The sequence below is a fragment of the Pseudomonas sp. IT-P258 genome, from assembly GCF_949767825.1.
In the GTDB taxonomy this organism is placed as follows: domain Bacteria; phylum Pseudomonadota; class Gammaproteobacteria; order Pseudomonadales; family Pseudomonadaceae; genus Aquipseudomonas; species Aquipseudomonas monachiensis.
This window is the reverse complement of sequence record NZ_CATKPU010000054.1, coordinates 249,989-266,918: the sequence shown is the minus strand read 5'-3', so window position 1 is coordinate 266,918 and position 16,930 is coordinate 249,989. Positions and strand designations below refer to the sequence as shown.

18 protein-coding genes are annotated in these 16,930 nt (G+C 59.8%); 11 read left to right on the top strand and 7 right to left on the bottom strand.

The genetic code is table 11. The features are described from left to right. Positions 1–48: 48 nt before the first annotated feature. The 4 genes from xylB (at position 49) to ACM6G4_RS19790 (ending at position 3,552) form a co-directional block, all read left to right on the top strand. A complete protein-coding gene (gene xylB / locus ACM6G4_RS19805; RefSeq protein WP_414914430.1) occupies positions 49–1,554 on the top strand; it encodes a xylulokinase in 1,506 nt (501 codons plus the stop codon). A 7-nt stretch (positions 1,555–1,561) separates the two neighbouring features. Beyond that, entirely contained in the window at positions 1,562–2,506 is a 945-nt protein-coding gene (locus ACM6G4_RS19800; protein WP_414914429.1) for a carbohydrate kinase family protein, read from the top strand. Between the two features lie 290 nt (positions 2,507–2,796). Continuing rightward, entirely contained in the window at positions 2,797–3,063 is a 267-nt protein-coding gene (locus tag ACM6G4_RS19795) for a DUF2790 domain-containing protein (RefSeq protein WP_056724674.1), read from the top strand. Positions 3,064–3,156: 93 nt separating this feature from the next. Further along, positions 3,157–3,552, top strand: coding sequence for a hypothetical protein (locus ACM6G4_RS19790; protein ID WP_056724672.1), 396 nt, complete (start codon positions 3,157–3,159; stop codon positions 3,550–3,552). Here ACM6G4_RS19790 and ACM6G4_RS19785 read toward each other — a convergent pair. Beyond that, complete coding sequence (locus tag ACM6G4_RS19785; RefSeq protein WP_056724670.1) at positions 3,549–3,815, bottom strand: DUF1652 domain-containing protein; 267 nt, start codon at positions 3,813–3,815, stop codon at positions 3,549–3,551. The genes ACM6G4_RS19790 and ACM6G4_RS19785 overlap by 4 nt on opposite strands. A 279-nt stretch (positions 3,816–4,094) precedes the next feature. Here ACM6G4_RS19785 and eco point away from each other — a divergent pair, with 279 nt between their 5' ends. After that, on the top strand, positions 4,095–4,577 hold the full coding sequence (eco, locus tag ACM6G4_RS19780) for a serine protease inhibitor ecotin (RefSeq protein WP_414914428.1): 483 nt from the start codon (positions 4,095–4,097) through the stop codon (positions 4,575–4,577). Between the two features lie 174 nt (positions 4,578–4,751). Here eco and ilvA read toward each other — a convergent pair whose 3' ends face one another. After that, on the bottom strand, positions 4,752–5,768 hold the full coding sequence (gene ilvA, locus ACM6G4_RS19775; protein WP_414914427.1) for a threonine ammonia-lyase, biosynthetic: 1,017 nt from the start codon (positions 5,766–5,768) through the stop codon (positions 4,752–4,754). Positions 5,769–6,015: 247 nt separating this feature from the next. On the opposite strand from ilvA, the gene ACM6G4_RS19770 reads away from it, so the two are divergent. After that, the gene (locus ACM6G4_RS19770; RefSeq protein WP_414914426.1) at positions 6,016–6,351 is read left to right on the top strand and encodes a DUF2834 domain-containing protein; all 336 of its coding nucleotides are present in this window, start codon (positions 6,016–6,018) and stop codon (positions 6,349–6,351) included. A gap of 145 nt (positions 6,352–6,496) precedes the next feature. Here the strand turns inward: ACM6G4_RS19770 and ACM6G4_RS19765 are convergent, their stop codons facing one another. Further along, positions 6,497–7,645 (bottom strand): PQQ-dependent sugar dehydrogenase, encoded by a 1,149-nt coding sequence (locus ACM6G4_RS19765; protein ID WP_414914425.1) that lies wholly within the window; start codon positions 7,643–7,645, stop codon positions 6,497–6,499. 67 nt (positions 7,646–7,712) lie between these two features. Next, positions 7,713–8,060, bottom strand: a complete 348-nt coding sequence (locus ACM6G4_RS19760; RefSeq protein WP_056724664.1) for a hypothetical protein — start codon at positions 8,058–8,060, stop codon at positions 7,713–7,715. A gap of 193 nt (positions 8,061–8,253) precedes the next feature. Here ACM6G4_RS19760 and ACM6G4_RS19755 point away from each other — a divergent pair, with 193 nt between their 5' ends. Next, positions 8,254–9,114: a Ku protein gene (locus tag ACM6G4_RS19755; RefSeq protein ID WP_414914424.1), complete on the top strand. Its 861-nt coding sequence runs from the start codon at positions 8,254–8,256 to the stop codon at positions 9,112–9,114. Positions 9,115–9,178: 64 nt separating this feature from the next. Here ACM6G4_RS19755 and lpxO read toward each other — a convergent pair whose 3' ends face one another. Then, positions 9,179–10,078: a lipid A hydroxylase LpxO gene (lpxO, locus tag ACM6G4_RS19750; protein ID WP_056724661.1), complete on the bottom strand. Its 900-nt coding sequence runs from the start codon at positions 10,076–10,078 to the stop codon at positions 9,179–9,181. Between the two features lie 489 nt (positions 10,079–10,567). On the opposite strand from lpxO, the gene ACM6G4_RS19745 reads away from it, so the two are divergent. Both ACM6G4_RS19745 and ACM6G4_RS19740 read left to right on the top strand, forming a co-directional pair. Continuing rightward, positions 10,568–12,154, top strand: a complete 1,587-nt coding sequence (locus tag ACM6G4_RS19745) for an ABC-F family ATPase (protein ID WP_056724659.1) — start codon at positions 10,568–10,570, stop codon at positions 12,152–12,154. Positions 12,155–12,434: 280 nt separating this feature from the next. After that, on the top strand, positions 12,435–13,622 hold the full coding sequence (locus tag ACM6G4_RS19740) for an MFS transporter (protein ID WP_414914423.1): 1,188 nt from the start codon (positions 12,435–12,437) through the stop codon (positions 13,620–13,622). A gap of 84 nt (positions 13,623–13,706) precedes the next feature. Here the strand turns inward: ACM6G4_RS19740 and ACM6G4_RS19735 are convergent, their stop codons facing one another. Together ACM6G4_RS19735 and ACM6G4_RS19730 are read right to left on the bottom strand one after the other, a co-directional pair. Next, positions 13,707–14,744: an alpha/beta hydrolase family protein gene (locus ACM6G4_RS19735; protein ID WP_056724655.1), complete on the bottom strand. Its 1,038-nt coding sequence runs from the start codon at positions 14,742–14,744 to the stop codon at positions 13,707–13,709. A gap of 167 nt (positions 14,745–14,911) precedes the next feature. Next, positions 14,912–15,523 carry an FMN-dependent NADH-azoreductase gene (locus ACM6G4_RS19730; protein WP_056724653.1) on the bottom strand — a complete coding sequence of 204 codons (612 nt, stop codon included), beginning with the start codon at positions 15,521–15,523 and terminating at the stop codon, positions 14,912–14,914. Between the two features lie 131 nt (positions 15,524–15,654). Here ACM6G4_RS19730 and ACM6G4_RS19725 point away from each other — a divergent pair, with 131 nt between their 5' ends. Together ACM6G4_RS19725 and ACM6G4_RS19720 are read left to right on the top strand one after the other, a co-directional pair. Next, entirely contained in the window at positions 15,655–16,563 is a 909-nt protein-coding gene (locus tag ACM6G4_RS19725) for a LysR substrate-binding domain-containing protein (RefSeq protein ID WP_223540949.1), read from the top strand. Beyond that, positions 16,560–16,919: an MmcQ/YjbR family DNA-binding protein gene (locus ACM6G4_RS19720; protein ID WP_056724649.1), complete on the top strand. Its 360-nt coding sequence runs from the start codon at positions 16,560–16,562 to the stop codon at positions 16,917–16,919. The genes ACM6G4_RS19725 and ACM6G4_RS19720 overlap by 4 nt, the downstream gene beginning before the upstream one ends. Positions 16,920–16,930 lie beyond the last annotated feature (11 nt).

The following is a 16,930-nucleotide window of genomic DNA, read 5'->3' as shown; positions in this document are numbered from 1 at the left end:
GGGATACTGAATCCAGACTTGTATCGAGATGACGACCAAGGATCTTGCATGACAACCCGACAACGCTTCCTCGGCATCGACTGCGGCACCCAGGGCACCAAAGCCATCATCCTCGACGCGGGCAGTGGTGATGTGCTCGGCCAGGGAGTCGCCAGCCACAGCCTGATCAGCGGCCCCGATGGCCGCCGCGAACAGGACACCCAACAGTGGCTGGAAGCCTTCGCCACCGCCACCCGCCGCGCCTTGCTCGCGGCCAAAGTCGATGGCCAGTCGATTCTCGGCATCGGCGTATCCGGCCAGCAACACGGCCTGGTGCTGCTCGATGAACAGGGGCAGGTATTGCGACCGGCGAAACTCTGGTGCGATACCGAAACCACTGCGGAGAATGACCGACTGCTGGCCCACTTGGGCGGTGAAAAGGGTTCTCTGGAGCGCCTCGGCGTGGTCATCGCGCCGGGCTACACCGTATCCAAGCTGTTATGGACCAAAGAGCAGCATCCCGAGGTGTTCTCCCGGATCGCCCGCATCCTGCTGCCCCACGATTACCTCAACCATTGGCTGACCGGCCGCAGTTGCAGCGAATACGGCGATGCCTCGGGCACCGGGTACTTCAATGTGCGTAGGCGCCAGTGGGATGTGCAATTGTTGCGTGACATCGACCCCAGCGGACGCCTGCAAGCGGCGTTGCCGGAATTGATCGATGCCCACCAGGCGGTCGGCACCATTCTGCCAGGCATTGCCGAACACCTGGGCATCAACCCCCAGGCACTGGTGTCCAGCGGTGGTGGGGACAACATGATGGGGGCCATCGGCACCGGCAACATCCAGCCCGGTGCAATCACCATGAGCCTCGGCTCGTCGGGCACGGTGTACGCCTATGCCAATCAGCCGAACATTGCCGCAGATGCCGCGGTCGCCACCTTCTGCTCTTCAAGCGGCGGCTGGTTGCCATTGATCTGCACCATGAACCTGACCAATGCCACCGGCCTGATTCGTGACCTGCTGGACCTTGACATCGATCAGTTCAACGAACTGGTTGCCCAGGCGCCGATCGGTGCCGACGGAGTGTGCATGCTGCCATTCTTCAACGGTGAGCGGGTGCCTGCCCTGCCCCATGCCAGCGCCAGCCTGTCGGGCCTGACCATGACCAACCTGACCCGGGCCAACCTGTGTCGCGCGGTGGTCGAGGGCACGACCTTCGGTTTGCGTTACGGACTGGACCTGCTGCGCCACAATGGCTTACAAAGCCGCAGCATTCGGCTGATTGGCGGCGGGTCAAAAAGTGCGGTCTGGCGGCAAATTGTCGCCGACACCATGAATACGCCGGTGATCTGCACCGAACAAAGCGAGGCCGCAGCCTTGGGTGCGGCAATTCAGGCGGCCTGGTGCGTATCCCGGGCAAACGGTCGCGAAGACAGCCTGGCGCAATGGTGCAAGCGCTGCGTAAAACTCGACCCGGCCAGTGAAACCCTGCCGGTCGCCGACAATGTGCAAGCCTGCCAGCAGGCGTATGAACGCTATCGACAGCAAGTCGCAACCCTAATTAAAGAGTGAACAAACTATGTACCTGGTGTGTGGCGAAGCGCTGTTCGATTTTTTCAGTGAAAACGACGCCAGTGGGTTGGCGTCCAAAGTGAGTTTCAAGGCCATTGCCGGTGGCTCGCCGTTCAATGTGGCGGTGGGCTTGCGCCGATTGGGCGTGGACGCGGCGCTGTTGGCCGGGTTGTCCACCGACTACCTGGGCCGGCGCCTGCTGCAAGTCTTGCAAGATGAAGGCGTGCGCCAGGACTACCTGCTGGATTTTACCGCGCCGACCACCCTGGCGATGGTCGCCGTGGGGGCCAATGGTTCGCCGCAGTACAGCTTCCGTGGCGAAGGCTGCGCGGATCGACAATTGCAACCGGAGCACCTGCCGGCGCTCGCGCCTGAAGTACGCGGCCTGCATATTGGCTCGTTTTCCCTGGTGGTGCAGCCGATTGCCGACACGCTATTGGCATTGGTGCGCCGGGAATGCGGCAAGCGCCTGATCAGTCTCGACCCGAACGTGCGCCTGAACCCGGAGCCGGACATTAACCTGTGGCGTAACCGGATCGCGACGCTGGTGGAACTGGCGGACCTGATCAAGGTTAGCGACGAGGACCTGCATCTGCTGTACCCCGACCAGGACCCCGCGCAGGTGATCGAAGGCTGGTTACGGCATCGCTGCCAGCTGGTCTTCCTGACCCGGGGTGGCGAAGGTGCGAGCGTGTTCAGCCGGGCTCACGGCTCGTGGTCGACTCCTGCGTCTGCGGTAAAAATCGCCGACACCGTGGGCGCGGGCGATACCTTTCAGGCGGCGCTGATTACCTGGTTGACCGAACAGCAACTGGACTCGATAGAGGGCGTGAAGCAACTTGGCCGCGAACAGATCGACAGCATGCTGAAGTTCGCGGTGCAGGCTGCGGCGCTGACGTGCAGCAAGACTGGGCCGGATTTGCCTTATCGGCAGCAGTTGGATTTGCACTGACACTGACGTCCTCATCGCGAGCAAGCTCGCTCCCACAGGGTTGCGGGTCGTTCACAGCATTTGTGTCCAGCCTTGTTCGCGATGCCTTTCCATCAGGCCCCCGATGGTCTTAACTGATACACAGGATCGCGCACCCGCGACAGGCGGCGTTCAGCCGGGTTAACCCTCGCTTAACCGTGCGATCCAACACTTCACTGGACCGCACGCCCTCAGACTGTTCTGACGCCCAGTGCGGCAAGTTCGACCAGCGACATATCGAACTGACATTCCGTCCGCACCGGAGATCCCTGATGAACACTCGCACCCTGCTGGTTACCGCCGCCCTCGGCTGCGCCGCGTTTGCCGGCCTGGCTCAGGCCACTGACACCACAACCTCCCAAGCCGTGCCCTATCACTACGGCATGCCATTGCATGTCAGCAAAGTGATTTCACTGACCGAGCCGGACACCCTGGAGTGCAAAGTGGTGAAGGCCGAAATGAAGTACATCGATGACACGGGGAAACTCGCAGAAATTTCCTACCGTAAACTTTCTGACGCTTGCGAGAACCAGGGCTGACTGAAAGGTCTGATTTGGTACTTGGCGGTATTCCTTTGAGGGTTGCGGCGCTATGCTTTAGCGCCCCCCCCTCTCTGCCCGCAAGGATTAGCCATGCAGTTGTCGTTTCGCGCACTGTCGATGTTTACCGCAGCCTTATGTCTTTTGCTGAGCCTGGTCTGGGGCCTGACACCGCAATGGTTGTTGTCGTTCTGGGACATCGAGTTTTCATTCGCGGTGGGATTGGTCGCGCGACGCACCGCCGTGCTGTTTGGGGCGTTGAGCGTGTTCTCTTTTCTGGTTCGCAACGCGCCCCCTTGCGCAACCCGCAATGCCCTGAGCCTCGGCTTCGTCGTCGGCAGCTGGGGATTGGCCGTGCTGGGTTTTGCCGAATGGCTCAGTGGCCATGTCGGGCCGGGGATTCTACTGGCGGTCGGATTTGAACTGGCGCTGGGCCTGGCGTTCTTCCAGACCCGGCGCGTGTCCGTGGAACCTGAAACAGCAAGCTAGAGTGCATTGCCCAGCCTGGAATGCGGTTCGACCTCGACGTGATGCTGCCTGGAACGCAGTTGGGCAATCAACTCGTTGATTTCCCGACAACCATTGAGCCCGGAGGCATCGATACCGGTGACCAATAGATCGAGCTGATCGGTTTGCCCGTCTGCATAGACCTTGACGGTCATTGACAGATCCGGTGACAGCGTGCACTGGCAGCGCTTGGGCAGAAAACTGCTTTCGATGATGTTGCGAATTTCCAAGGCAGAAAGAAACATGGCGACTCCCTCCTTTGTGAGACTGCCTGACAACCGATGCTTGCTCATTTGAAATCCCGGCAAGCTTCAAGGACAGCTACAGCATAAAACATACCCTGAACTTCGTTGTGCAGCTCATCGGTAATTCAAGGGTCCGGGCGGGTTACCTGTAAAACCTGTCATGCAATTTACAATTATAGACCCTGGCGCCCCTGCATATTGCACACCGGATGTCCCGGGTTTGCATTCACTGCGCACGACAGTGAAAATGCCGCCCTTCACTTCAAGCAAGGAGGCATCATGAATTCTTTGACCGTTAACGCTTGCACAGCGCTATTCGCACTGGGGCTTGCCGGGGTGGCGCATGCCGCCAAACTCGAAGACACCGCACCCTTTGCGAAGGCCGAAAGCGGGTTTACTCGCCAGGTGATTCACCTCGTGCCACAGCCCCGGGAAAACGACTTCCAGGTCGAGATCCTGGCCGGCAAGACGATGACCGTCGACTGCAACAACCCGCGTCTGGGTGGCATTCTCGAGGAGAAGAACCTCGAGGGCTGGGGCTATCCGTTCTATCGCCTGGAAAAAGTCATTGGCCCGATGAGCACGCTGATGGCCTGCCCGGCGGGCACGAGCAAGCAGGGTTTTGTACCGGTGGTCGGTGACGGCTTCCTGCTGCGTTACAACAGCAAACTGCCGCTCGTGCTGTACGTGCCCAAGGACATCGAAGTGCGCTATCGGATCTGGTCAGCGTCGACCAAGGTCGAGAAAGCCGTTCAGGAATAACCCGGCCATCCGGTGTAATGCTGTTCGTTTAAGAGATATTGAGAGTGCAATAAGTAACCTGTGGCGAGGAAGCTTGCTTCCGTTGGACTGCGCAGCAGTCGCAGTTTTGGGGTCGCTTCGCGCCCCAGCGGGAGCAAGCTCCCTCACCATCGGTACAGTGTTCATCCTTCAATATTACGACGGCATACTGCAGCCCCTCTTGGCGCGCTCGGCCACATGCCCCAGGCTGTCGAAGTTGATATTGGCACCCGAGTCGATCGCCACCAGGGTCTGCCCCAAGGCACCGGTTTGCGCGACGTATTTCTTGATCCCGGCAACGGCGAGCGCACCGGAAGGTTCGGTGATCGAGCGGGTATCGTCGTAGATATTCTTGATCGCGGCGCAAAGCTCATCGTTGCTGACCGTCACCACGTCATCGACGCAGAACCGGCAAACCTCAAAACCGTATGCGCCGATCTGCGCCACCGCCACCCCATCGGCGAAGGTACCTACGCTTGGCAGCACGGCCCGTTCGCCGGCATGCATCGCCGCTTGCAGGCACGCGGAATGTTCCGACTCGACGCCAATGATGCGAACTTCCGGCCGCAGGTACTTCACGTAAGCGGCGATACCCGCGATCAGCCCGCCGCCACCTACCGGAACGAAGATCGCATCAAGCGGCCCCTGATGCTGGCGCAGGATCTCCATGGCCACCGTGCCTTGCCCCGCGATCACCTCCGGGTCGTCGAAGGGCGATACAAAGGTGCGACCGGTTTCCTCGGCCAAATCCAGCGCATAAGCCAGTGCGAACGGAAAGCTTTCGCCGTGCAACACCGCCTCGGCGCCGCGACTGCGCACCCCGATGACTTTCAGTTGCGGCGTCGTGCAGGGCATGACGATGGTAGCGCTGATGCCCAACTCCCGCGCGGCCAGGGCCACGCCTTGGGCATGATTACCAGCAGAAGCGGTGACCACGCCACGAGCCTTTTGCGCCTCGCTCAATTGCACCAGCTTGTTGTAGGCGCCGCGGATCTTGAAGGAAAAGGTCGGTTGCAGGTCTTCGCGCTTGAGCAGGACCTGGTTACCCAAGGCTTCGGACAAGGCAGGTGCCGGTTGCAACGGCGTGCGCACGGCCAGTTCATACACCGGCGCGGCAAGGATTTTTTTGACGTAGTGTCCAAGCAGGCTTTGCTGGTCGGTCGTAAAACTCATGGTCGTCTCCTGACATTGTTCGGGGCCCGGGAGACAGAAAGTAAAAACCCGCCTCCAGGGCGGGTTGGGTGCTGCAGTCGTGAGCTAGCCCGCCAAATGAGGAATGGCGGTAATAATGCTTGGCTGGCAGCGCAATACGGTGGAAGTCATGGTTCGAAATTAGCCGGGGGTTGATGGCAAGTCAATGGCAAGTTTGCGGCGGTCGCTATAGGCTACCGGTTCTATTCATTACTCAAGGAAGGAAAGCATGAAGGCCATCGCCCTGCCCCTTATCGCCTTGATCGCGTTTGCCGGCTACACAGTTTCGGTGATGCTCCAGGCCGAACAATCGCTGATCGATTTCGGCATCAGCCTGATGTCACGCCCCGATACCGCACAGGTGGTGATCGATCTTTACCTGCTGGCAACGCTTGCGGGGCTCTGGATGTACCAGGATGCGCGAAAGCGTGGGCAATCGGCGCTTTCGGTGGCACCTTATCTATTGATCACCGCTGTTTTTGTATCGATTGGGCCATTGTTGTATTTGGTAGCGCGCGGATTTCAGGACCGAAAGAAATTAGTTGGTGCGACTCGGCAGGTCTGACCGACATCCTGTAGTGAGGTTGAAATTGCAATCGCGAACAGGCTCGTTCCTACATTGTGCGGGACCGGAAAAACAGATTCCCTGACGCTCGATACCCGTCCTGCAGCCGCCCACTATGGCGGCTGCAGAACACGCCAACGGTTGGCTACTTCAACCCCACCTTGTAAACGCCACCGTTCTCCTCATCGGTTAATACATACAAGTAACCGTCCGGCCCCTGCCGCACATCGCGGATGCGTTTTTTAAAATCCCCGAGCAAGCGCTCCTCGTGGATCACCTTGTCGCCATCGAACTCCAGGCGGATCAGTTCCTGGCTGATCAGCGCTCCGATAAACACGTTGCGCTGCCAGGCCTTGAAACGATCGGCATCGTAGAACGCCATGCCACTCAGGCCCGGGGATTTTTCCCAGACATGATTCGGGGCAACGGTACCTTCAGCGGTCTCACCCTTGGCTTCGGGAATCGGTTGACCGGAGTAATTGATGCCATGGGTCGCCAGCGGCCAGCCGTAATTCTTGCCGCGCTCGATGATGTTGACTTCATCACCGCCCAGAGGGCCATGTTCGTTTTCCCACAGCGTGCCGTTCCACGGGTTGAGCGCAGCGCCTTGCGGGTTACGCTGCCCGTAGGACCAGATCTCCGGCCGTACGTTGGCCTGGCCGACAAAGGGGTTGTCCTTGGGCACCGTGCCATCCGGGTAGATGCGCACCACTTTGCCTTGCAGCTTGTCGAGGTCTTGGGCGGTCGGGCGGTCGTTGTTTTCCCCCAGGGTCACGAACAGATAGCCGTCGCGATCAAACACCAGCCGCGAGCCAAAATGGTTGCCGACCGAGAGCTTGGGCTCCTGACGCAGGATCACCTGGAAATCCTTGAGTGCCGTCATATCGTCGGAGAGCCGGCCACGGCCCACCGCCGTGCCGGCCTTGCCGCCCTGGCCGCCACCTTCGGCATAGGACAGATAGACCATCCGGTCCTGCTTGAAGTCGGGTGACAGTGCCACGTCGAGCAATCCACCCTGCCCTTTGGCCCAGACCGTGGGTACGCCATTGAGCGGTGCGGACAACTTGCCTTCGGCGGTCACCAGTCGCAGATTGCCGGGCCTTTCGGTCACCAGCATGCCTTTGCTATCCGGCAGGAATGCCAGGGCCCAGGGGTGCTCCAGCCCCGTCACGACGGGGGTGACCTCAAGGGTGCCGTCTTCGCTTTTCATCGTCTGGGCCGGCGCGGAAAGCACAGGGCCGGCGCTCATCAGTACGCTGGCACAAAGGGTTGCCAACAGGTTTTTACGCAACATGCAGGATTCCTTTTCTGATGGAAATGAGACTTGGTGAAAAGTAGCGGGTAGACGTCACGCCTGCCACTCAACGGTTGCTGGTGCCGGTGTCTCGTGGGGGTGGATTGGGAATGAATTTCGGTGGGCTGGCGGGCGCTGTCCGGTCGGGATAGCGATTACCGATGCCACCGTTGTCCAGCGTCGGCGGGCGCGGGACCGGCACGGTATTGGGTCCGCGAATGGCCGGGGCACTGGGTTGAGTGCCTTGCATACTGTTGGGATTGGCCCGCCGGATCGGGCTGTTGTAAGGATTATTGCTGGTGCTGCCCGGCAGGTTCTGGGCCAACTGCAACGAAGCAGGGTCGTCGGCCTGGACCAAGGGGCCCAATATGCCACTCAAGGCCAGTGCAATGGCGCCAGACACGTATCGGTTCATGGGGTGCCTCTCTGCGTCCGCGTGGATAAGGACTTCGATACCACGCTACGCCCGAGGTTCGGATTTGTTAACCAAAAACTCCCCGGCAAGAGGTTGCACCCCGGTTGATCCAGCCAGGGAGCCGGCGCGCAGCCCACAGAAACTTTTGCCCAGGACCGCAGGTCACCTGAACATCACCTGCGAGTAGACGACCATGGCACGGACAATCTGGAAAGGCGCAATCAGCTTCGGACTGGTGCACATCCCCGTGGCGCTGGTCTCGGCAACGTCCTCCCGAGGCGTCGATTTCGATTGGCTCGACAGCCGCAGCATGGACCCGGTGGGCTACAAGCGGGTCAACAAAGTCACGGGCAAGGAGGTCACCAGGGAGCACATCGTCAAGGGTGTGCAATACGAAAAGGGCCGGTACGTGGTGCTCAGTGAAGAGGAGATCCGTTCCGCTCACCCACTCTCGACCCAGACCATCGACATTTTTTCCTTTGTCGACGGCAAGCAGATTCCCTTGCAGAACATCGACACGCCTTACTACCTGGCCCCCGACAAGCGCGGCGGCAAAGTCTATGCACTGCTGCGCGAAACCCTGACCAAAACCGGCAAGGTTGCCCTCGCCCGCGTGGTCTTGCATACCCGCCAGCACCTGGCCGCGCTGATGCCTTTGGAGTCGGCGCTGGTCCTGGTGATGCTGCGCTGGCCGGCCGAGGTGCGAAGTCTCGATGAACTGGCGCTGGGCAGCGAAGTGACCAGCCCCGAACTGGCCAAGGGCGAACGGGACATGGCCAGGCGCCTGGTGGAGGACATGAGTGCCGAGTGGACGCCGGATGACTATCGGGACGGCTTTGAGGACAAGATCATGGCCCTGGTGGACAAAAAGGCCCGTGAAGGCAAGATCGAAGACGTCGAAACCGCTTCTGGTGAAGAGGAGCGCAAAACGGCGGATGTCATTGACCTGACCGAACTGCTCAAGCGCAGCCTCGGCAGCAAAGGTGCCGGTAAAGCAGCGGCCAGGCCGAAGCCGGGCAGCAAACCGGTTGCCAGGAAGAAAGTCAGTAAGTGATCCGCTGGATGTCCCGGCTTCTTCGCGAGCAGGCTCGCGAAGCCCAGGTACGCCACACCGAAAATCAGATAAGAATGAAGACCGCCAGCAACCCGGCAAAGATCGACCACTTCTGCAGGTAGTAAAGCTTGCGGTTGCGCTTTTTCAGTTCCTTGGCGCGCAGGCGCACCTTGTAGACCTTGCTGAACAGCCGGTTGAGCCCGCCGGTGTGGTCTCCGTCCTCGTTCGGTGCACCTGCCGCCGACATGACATTACGGCTGAACCAGCGATTGAAAGCCGCCGCCCACCGATACTTCATGGGCCGTTCGACGTCGCAGAACAGGATGATGCGATTGTGTGGCGTGGTGTTCTCTGCGTAATGAATGTAGGTCTCATCGAACATCACCGCTTCGCCATCACGCCAATGGTAGTTCTGGCCATCGACATTGATGTAGCAACCTTCGGCGTTGGGTGTGTCCAGCCCGAGATGATAACGGTACGAACCGGCATACGGGTCGCGGTGGCGCACCAGTCTGGAGCCCGGTGGCAACTCGGCGAACATCGCCGCCTTGATCGAGCCGATGCCCTGCACCAGTTCGGTGGTGCGCGGGCAGAGCTTCATGGCCGACGGGTGGCTATCGCCATACCACTTGAGATAAAAGCGCTTCCAGCCGGTCTTGAAAAACGAGTTGAAACCGACGTCATCGTATTGGTTCGAACGCTTGATCTCGCCGGCGTGAAGCAAGTTCTGGCCTTCGACGCGAATTTCTTCCCAATGTGCCTGCAAGGGGCTCAGGTCGGGAAAATCAGCCGGATCGAGATACGGCTTGTTGGGGATTTTCGAGAACAGATAAAGAAAGCAGTTGATTGGCGCCAGGAACGTCGAGTGATCACTCAACTGGCGGCCCAGCTTGTGGCGCACTCGGCCACGCAGGTGGACGTACGCAATAGAGACAATGTAAATAACGGCAATAATCAGTTTCACGGAAATCGTCACAGGTCGGAAGTATACAAACTGCGCCCTTTACCGGCATGCCGGTCCCCGGGTCTTGTGCAGCGGTTGAATACGAAACAGCGGCCCCTTGGCGCCATCCAGCTACGCCGATTGGTCACCGTTCAGCTGTTAGATGGCATTTTAGCCACAGTTTGTAACCAATAGTTAACCTGTAACTGTGAAAATGTGTCCGCAAAAACCGTCAAAGCGTTGCAGAGGCCTCATCGCCCTATCGTTTAAAGAGCCAGACCAGTACAATCGCCGCCAAACTTTACGCGCCCCCAGGTTGAGAGCGGGAAAATCCCCCTTTCAGCGCACATTGACTCGGGCCAGGCGCGCCACATGCTGCTGTCCACTTGATGCCAGATGGATCTTCCACTGCCGATCGGGATGAATGTCCCCGGGTCCGGACAGTGGAACGGGTACTGAACCGGTACTGCCGCACCCCTAGCTACTCTGAATGCTTCGCAGGAAAAACCTTTGATTTCTACAGCTAACATCACGATGCAGTTCGGCGCCAAGCCGCTCTTCGAAAACGTCTCGGTCAAATTCAACGGTGGCAACCGTTACGGTCTGATCGGCGCCAACGGTTGCGGCAAGTCGACCTTCATGAAGATTCTCGGCAATGACCTCGAGCCGTCCGGCGGCCAGGTCATGCTGGAGCCGAACGTGCGCCTGGGTAAATTGCGCCAGGACCAGTTCGCCTACGAAGAATTCACCGTGATCGACACCGTGATCATGGGTCACGAAGAGCTGTGGAAGGTCAAGGCCGAGCGCGACCGCATCTATTCGCTGCCGGAAATGAGCGAAGCGGACGGCATGGCCGTGGCCGAGCTGGAAACCGAATTCGCAGAGATGGACGGCTACACCGCTGAATCCCGCGCCGGTGAACTGCTGCTGGGCCTGGGTATCCCCCTGGAACAGCATTTCGGCCCGATGTCCGAAGTGGCTCCAGGCTGGAAACTGCGGGTATTGCTGGCCCAGGCACTGTTCTCCGATCCTGAAGTGCTGTTGCTCGACGAACCGACCAACCACTTGGACATCAACACCATTCGCTGGCTGGAAACGATCCTCAAGGCGCGTAACAGCACCATGATCATCATTTCCCACGACCGTCACTTCCTCAACAGCGTCTGCACCCACATGGCTGACCTGGACTACGGCGAGCTGCGCCTGTTCCCGGGCAACTACGACGAGTACATGACGGCGGCGACCCAGTCCCGCGAGCAACTGCTGTCGGACAACGCCAAGAAGAAAGCCCAGATCTCCGAACTGCAAACCTTCGTCAGCCGCTTCTCGGCCAACGCCTCGAAAGCCAAGCAGGCCACTTCCCGCGCCAAGCAGATCGACAAGATCCAGCTGGCCGAAGTCAAGCCATCGAGCCGCGTGAGCCCGTTCATCCGCTTCGAACAGACCAAGAAGCTGCACCGCCAGGCCGTGACCATCGAGCAGATGTCCAAAGGCTTCGACGGCAAGACCCTGTTCAAGAACTTCAGCTTCACCGTCGAAGCCGGCGAGCGCGTGGCGATCATCGGCCCGAACGGTATCGGCAAGACCACCCTGCTGCGCACCCTGATGGGCGAGCTGACCCCGGACGCCGGTTCCGTGAAGTGGACTGAAAGCGCGGAACTGGGCTACTACGCCCAGGACCACGCCCATGACTTCGAAGACGACGTCAGCCTGTTCGACTGGATGGGCCAGTGGACTCAGGGCGAGCAGATCATTCGCGGCACTTTGGGCCGCATGCTGTTCTCCAACGACGAAATCCTCAAGTCAGTCAAGGTCATCTCCGGTGGTGAGCAAGGCCGCATGCTGTTCGGCAAGCTGATCCTGCAAAAGCCGAACGTACTGGTGATGGACGAACCGACCAACCACCTGGACATGGAATCGATCGAAGCGCTGAACCTGGCGCTGGAAAACTACCCGGGCACGCTGATCTTCGTCAGCCACGACCGTGAGTTCGTATCGTCCCTGGCCACCCGCATCATCGAGTTGAGCCCTAACGGCGTGACCGACTTCAGCGGCACCTACGACGACTACCTGCGCAGCCAGGGTGTGGTGTTCTAAAGGTAGCTACAAGCCTTTAGCTGCAAGCCTCAAGTGAAAAGCCCCGTCCATGTGACGGGGCTTTTTGCGTTTCATGGGTGGGATTTTCTGGGTGGAGAATCCTTCGCGAGCAAGCCCGCTCCCACATTTGGAATGCGTTCCCCTTTGGGAGCGGGCTTGCTCGCGAAGAGGCCATGAGGAACAGTGATAATGTCACGGCAAAAGTAGTTAGCCTGCTTTCATTTATCCCGACACCGCGCCATGATGCAGGTCTCCCACCGCCGCCCGCGAACGAGCCCTCATGTCTGTGCCGCAAGTGCCTGCGCAAAGCTCCATGGCGATCACCCTGCAGATCGTCTCTATCGTCTTCTATACCTTCATTGCCTTCCTCTGCATCGGATTGCCGATTGCCGTTTTGCCGGGTTATGTCCATGAACAACTCGGGTTCAGCGCCATCGTGGCCGGGTTGACGATCGGCTCGCAATACCTCGCCACCCTGCTCAGCCGCCCCATGGCCGGGCGGGTGTCCGACAGCGTTGGTACCAAGCGCGCAATCATCTATGGCTTGTGCGGGATTGTGCTCAGCGGCGTGCTGACCTGGCTGTCGACCCTGTTGCAAGGTTTTCCCTTGCTCAGCCTGCTGATCCTGATTGCCGGGCGCCTGTTGCTGGGGATCGCCCAAGGGTTGATCGGCGTCGGCACCATCAGTTGGTGCATGGGCCAGGTGGGCGCCGAGCATACTGCGCGGTCGATTTCCTGGAACGGCATCGCATCCTATGGGGCGATTGCCATTGGCGCGCCGCTGGGCGTGGTCATGGTGCAACAACTGGGTTTCGCCAGCCTGGGCATTGCCCTGTCGCTGCTGGCCCTGGCTGCACTGCTGTTGATTCGCAAAAAGCCCTCGGTGCCGGTGGTGCGCGGTGAACGCTTGCCGTTTTGGGCGGTGTTCGGACGCATTGCGCCGTTTGGCGCGAGCCTGAGCCTGGCGTCCATTGGCTATGGCACCCTGACGACCTTTATCACCTTGTACTACGTCAATCGCGGTTGGTCCGGCGCGGCCTACTGCCTGACGGTGTTTGGCGCGTGTTTCATTCTGTCGCGACTGCTGTTCATTTCCGCCATCAGCCGTTTCGGCGGGTTCACCTCGGCCATTGCCTGCATGTGCATTGAGACCGTTGGCCTGGTGCTGCTGTGGCTGGCACCGTCGACCGGTTACGCGCTCATTGGTGCCGGCCTGACCGGATTTGGCCTGTCCCTGGTGTATCCGGCGCTGGGTGTCGAGGCCATCAAACAGGTCCCCAACTCCAGCCGGGGCGCAGGCCTGAGTGCTTATGCTGTGTTTTTCGACCTGGCGCTGGCCATCGCCGGCCCGTTGATGGGCGCAGTGGCGTTGAACCTGGGTTATACGTGGATTTTCTTCAGTGCGGCGTTGTTGTCGGTGACGGGGCTGGGGCTGACCCTGCTGTTGAAACACCGCGCCATGGCTTGAATCCCTGTAGGAGCTGCCGAAGGCTGCGATCTTTTGATCTTAAAATCAAAAGATCGCAGCCTTCGGCAGCTCCTACAAAGGGATCTATTGATCGGCGGTCTGCATCCCGGCCCGGGTTGCTCTGCCCAGGGTGCGCGAGAAAAAGCTTCCGGCTTCAGCGATCAGATTGCGGTGAATGTCTTGCCGGTCGACGCCATCGGCATCGGTGCACAGCGCGGGCATGATCACGATCTGCTCGTCATTGCACGGCGCCATGAAGACGAAGTGCCCTGCCCCGGCCAGCAGTTTGAAGTCCGGCGCGGTCGGCAGTTTACGCGCCAGTGCCGCGGCGTTCTTGTCGACAGCCACCAACTTGTCGCCATCGCCGCTGTAGAGCAGCACCGGCACATGCACATCGGCCAGGGTGTGGCGGCCGAACTTCAGGCTCAATGGCGCCATCAGCATCAAGGCGTGGACGCGAGGATCAGCCACCGGTTGCAGGTCGTCGCGGTCGACAATCAATTCGCCCTGGGTGTTGCACGCATCGCGGTCGTCCGGACGCTCCTGGCAGTATCGGCGCAGACGATCCAGGTCCGGGGTTGCGCCGGACAGGATCAATGCAGTCTCACCACCGGCCGAGTAACCGATGACCCCTACCTGGTTGGCATTGACGAACGGCGACAGCATAGGGTCGCCCAAGGTCGCGGTAATGGCTTCGGAGATCTGGATCGGCCGGCCATACAAGTTACTCAAAGTACCGAGTCGGCTGTGATCCCTGGAGTTGTCACCGGGGTGAATCACCGCCACCACGACAAAGCCTTTGCGCGCCAGCGACGTGGCAAGGTCGTGCAGGGCCAGGGGAGTACCGGTGTTGCCGTGGGACAGCATCAGCATCGGGAACCGGCCGATGGCGACCTTGGTGTCCTCCCCGGCTTCGACGGTGTAACCCTCAAGCTTGCTGGTGTGCTCCCGATCACTGGAAGGATAGAAGGCGATGGCCCGCATCGGCTGCAGGTCCAGCGGGTCGAGAAAAGTCATCTCATGGAAGCCGACGCTCCAGTGAGGATGCGGTGCTGGTGCGGCGTGCACTGTATTCAGGCTGCTGAGCAGGCAAATCAGTAAAGCTGCACAAAGACGCATCATGGATGCCCCACCTTGTTACCGGACTTGAGACGTACACCCTGGACTGCATATGTCGGGCCACAGTCTGAAACGACCAGAAACAAAAAACTCCGTAACTGGTACTTGCGTAGCCAGAATACAGAGTTTTTTGGGCTTTACCTGAACGGCTGCCTACTTTTACGCAAGCCTTACGCTGCGGCGAACAATTGCTCGCTGATTTGTGCGTGGGCAGCGCTCATGGCCTTGTTGCGTACGTCGTCACCGTAAGACAGTCCTTCGGCACGCACGATTTCGATATCGGTGATGCCGATGAAACCGAACAGCACCTTCAAATACTCTTCGTGGGCAACACCGGTCGCCTGACCGGCGTGCATGCCACCGGAAGTCGAGACGATCACGACTTTCTTGCCGCCGCACAGGCCTTCAGGGCCGGCTTCGGTGTAACGGAAGGTCTGGCCGGCAACGGCGATGCGGTCGATCCAGGCTTTGAGTTGAGTCGGGATGGTGAAGTTGTACATCGGTGCGGCAATCACCACGGCATCGGCAGCCAGGAATTCGGCCAGGGTCGAGGCGCTCAGTTCGGCTTCGTGCTGTTGTGCGGCGTTGCGCAGTTCAGCGGTGGTGCCGGCGGCGACCAGGGTGGTGGCGGAGAAATGGCTGATGGCGTCGGCGGCCAGGTCACGGTAGGTCACCACGGCGGTTGGCTCGGCGGCTTGCCAGGCCTTGACGACTTCGCCGCTCAACTGACGGGAAGCCGAGTTGTCGCCCAGTATGCTCGAATCGATATGCAGCAATTTCATGTGGGATCTCCAAGTGAGGATCGCCCACAAGGGCGATCTGATGGGACTAATCCTACACACGAAACCAATAGCTGATTAGACGCTAACAATGCGATAGTTCGTCCCACAGATAGAACAATCGGATTCACATCATGCAAGACCTCAACGACCTGTATTACTTCGCCAAAGTCGTGGAAGCCGGGGGGTTCGCCGCAGCCGGGCGTTTGCTGGGCATCCCCAAGTCCCGATTGTCACGGCGCATCGCCGAGCTGGAAGAACGCCTTGGCGCACGATTACTGCAACGCACCACCCGACAACTGAAGCTGACGGCCGTCGGTGAACGTTACCTCAGGCACTGCCAGGCGATGCTGCTGGAGGCGGAAATGGCCGACGAAGCCGTGGCCAGCATGTCCAGCGAGCCCCGCGGACGCTTGCGGGTGTCCTGCCCCGTCGGGCTGGCCCACGAAATATTGCCGGGGGTGATCAGCGACTTTCTGGAACGGTTTCCGCAAGTCCAGCTGGAGGTGATGTTGCTCAACCGCCGGGTCGACCTGGTGAACGAAGGCATCGACGTAGCCCTGCGTGTGCGGGAACTGGGCGACGAAGACCCGCTGCTGGTCACTCGCCGCCTGCGTCAGGCGCAGATGCTGATGGTCGCCAGTCCCGGCTTCCTGGTTGGCCGTGAGATCAACCATCCCGAAGATCTGAAAAGCCTGCCGGTGCTCGGTGCCCTGGAAGCCGACCGCCTGGTGCACATCCGCCTGCTGGATCAAAAAGGCAAAAGTTGTGAACTGGCGCTCGAGGCCCGGCTGGGCATCGATGACTTTATCGTGCGCAAGGCCAGCACCCTCTCCGGCCTGGGCTTCACCATGCTGCCCATGATGTATTGCGAGCAGGAACTGGCAAACGGTTCGCTGGTGCAGTTGTTGCCCGACTGGTCGTTGCCCGGTGGCTGGCTGCAAGCGGTCTATCCTCATCGACGCGGAGTCATGCCGGCGGTACGCGCCTGGATTGACCATCTGGTTGAGTCATTCAATGCCTGTGGGGAACGATTGTTATGAAAACCGCACGGATGAGCGAAGAGGATGTCGCGAAATTCTGCCTTAGCCTGCCCGGAGCGCGCGAAGACTATAAATGGGGCGGCGTGCGGGTGTTTTCGATTGCCGGGAACAAGATGTTCGCCTTGCAGGGCCTGCGGGGTGACTCCCTGGCCTTCAAGGTCGACAAGGATCTGTTTCTCGGTCATTGCGACCGCCCGGGGATTCATCCGGCGCCTTATCTGGCGCGCGCCCAGTGGATCATCATGGAAACGCCCTACCCGCTCGGCAGCGAAGAACTACAGGGACTGCTACAGCGTTCCCACCAATTGGTGGTCAGCAGGCTGCCAAAGCGCACTCAAGTCAGCCTGTTGCTATAAGGCGTTGTTGA

What these genes read in the sequence shown, in the direction of transcription:
- ACM6G4_RS19725 (WP_223540949.1), top strand. Translation starts at nt 15,655, where the DNA reads ATGCAAGACCTCAACGACCTGTATTACTTCGCCAAAGTCGTGGAAGCC.
- ACM6G4_RS19770 (WP_414914426.1), top strand. Translation starts at nt 6,016, where the DNA reads ATGAAGGCCATCGCCCTGCCCCTTATCGCCTTGATCGCGTTTGCCGGC.
- ACM6G4_RS19785 (WP_056724670.1), bottom strand. Translation starts at nt 3,815, where the DNA reads ATGTTTCTTTCTGCCTTGGAAATTCGCAACATCATCGAAAGCAGTTTT.
- ACM6G4_RS19790 (WP_056724672.1), top strand. Translation starts at nt 3,157, where the DNA reads ATGCAGTTGTCGTTTCGCGCACTGTCGATGTTTACCGCAGCCTTATGT.
- ACM6G4_RS19755 (WP_414914424.1), top strand. Translation starts at nt 8,254, where the DNA reads ATGGCACGGACAATCTGGAAAGGCGCAATCAGCTTCGGACTGGTGCAC.
- ACM6G4_RS19735 (WP_056724655.1), bottom strand. Translation starts at nt 14,744, where the DNA reads ATGATGCGTCTTTGTGCAGCTTTACTGATTTGCCTGCTCAGCAGCCTG.
- ACM6G4_RS19730 (WP_056724653.1), bottom strand. Translation starts at nt 15,523, where the DNA reads ATGAAATTGCTGCATATCGATTCGAGCATACTGGGCGACAACTCGGCT.
- ACM6G4_RS19800 (WP_414914429.1), top strand. Translation starts at nt 1,562, where the DNA reads ATGTACCTGGTGTGTGGCGAAGCGCTGTTCGATTTTTTCAGTGAAAAC.
- ilvA (WP_414914427.1), bottom strand. Translation starts at nt 5,768, where the DNA reads ATGAGTTTTACGACCGACCAGCAAAGCCTGCTTGGACACTACGTCAAA.
- ACM6G4_RS19720 (WP_056724649.1), top strand. Translation starts at nt 16,560, where the DNA reads ATGAAAACCGCACGGATGAGCGAAGAGGATGTCGCGAAATTCTGCCTT.
- ACM6G4_RS19760 (WP_056724664.1), bottom strand. Translation starts at nt 8,060, where the DNA reads ATGAACCGATACGTGTCTGGCGCCATTGCACTGGCCTTGAGTGGCATA.
- xylB (WP_414914430.1), top strand. Translation starts at nt 49, where the DNA reads ATGACAACCCGACAACGCTTCCTCGGCATCGACTGCGGCACCCAGGGC.
- ACM6G4_RS19765 (WP_414914425.1), bottom strand. Translation starts at nt 7,645, where the DNA reads ATGTTGCGTAAAAACCTGTTGGCAACCCTTTGTGCCAGCGTACTGATG.
- eco (WP_414914428.1), top strand. Translation starts at nt 4,095, where the DNA reads ATGAATTCTTTGACCGTTAACGCTTGCACAGCGCTATTCGCACTGGGG.
- ACM6G4_RS19740 (WP_414914423.1), top strand. Translation starts at nt 12,435, where the DNA reads ATGTCTGTGCCGCAAGTGCCTGCGCAAAGCTCCATGGCGATCACCCTG.
- ACM6G4_RS19795 (WP_056724674.1), top strand. Translation starts at nt 2,797, where the DNA reads ATGAACACTCGCACCCTGCTGGTTACCGCCGCCCTCGGCTGCGCCGCG.